Source organism: Lactobacillus sp. W8172, from assembly GCF_016102055.1.
Classification (GTDB): domain Bacteria; phylum Bacillota; class Bacilli; order Lactobacillales; family Lactobacillaceae; genus Lactobacillus; species Lactobacillus apis_A.
The window spans coordinates 1-578 of record NZ_JACFPG010000012.1 but is presented as its reverse complement, the minus strand read 5'-3'; the positions used below and the strand labels follow the sequence as shown (position 1 = coordinate 578).

At 41.0% G+C, this 578-nt stretch carries 1 protein-coding gene; it reads left to right on the top strand.

What is annotated here, in order from left to right; translation table 11 throughout:
* On the top strand, positions 1–578 hold a 578-nt coding region (locus H3R21_RS07435; protein ID WP_198184153.1), incomplete at both ends, for a DUF1542 domain-containing protein.

Below are 578 nucleotides of genomic sequence, written 5' to 3'. Positions count from 1 at the left end.
AGTGGCTTGGATGGCTTGAAGGATGCTGGTAAGAAGGAAATCAATGATCACGCAGCAATTGTTAAGGATGCAATTGATAAAGATGCCACGTTATCTGCTACTGAGAAGACACAGCAAAAGCAAAATGTTGATCGCGTAGCAGCAGAAATCAATAGTGAAATTGACAAGGCTAAAGATGCAGACAGCATTAACAAGTTAGTCACTGAAGGCAAGCCAAAGCTAGACGCTGAACATAAGCCAAATAAAGTAAGCTTGGATGACCTGAAAGAAGAAGGCAAGAAGGAAATCAATGATCACGCAACAATTGTTAAGGATGCAATTGATAAAGATGTAACTTTAACTGCTGATGAAAAGAACAAGCAGAAGCAAAATGTTGATCGCGTAGCAGCAGAGATTAATAGTGAAATTGACAAGGCCACAGATGCAGACAGTATCAACAAGTTAGTCACTGAAGGTAAGCCAAAGCTAGACGCTGAGCATAAGCCAGGCAAGAACTTAAGTGACCAAAAGGCAGACGCTAACAAGGAAATTGACAAGGAAGCTAATATTGTCAAGGACAAGATCGACGCCGACAAGAA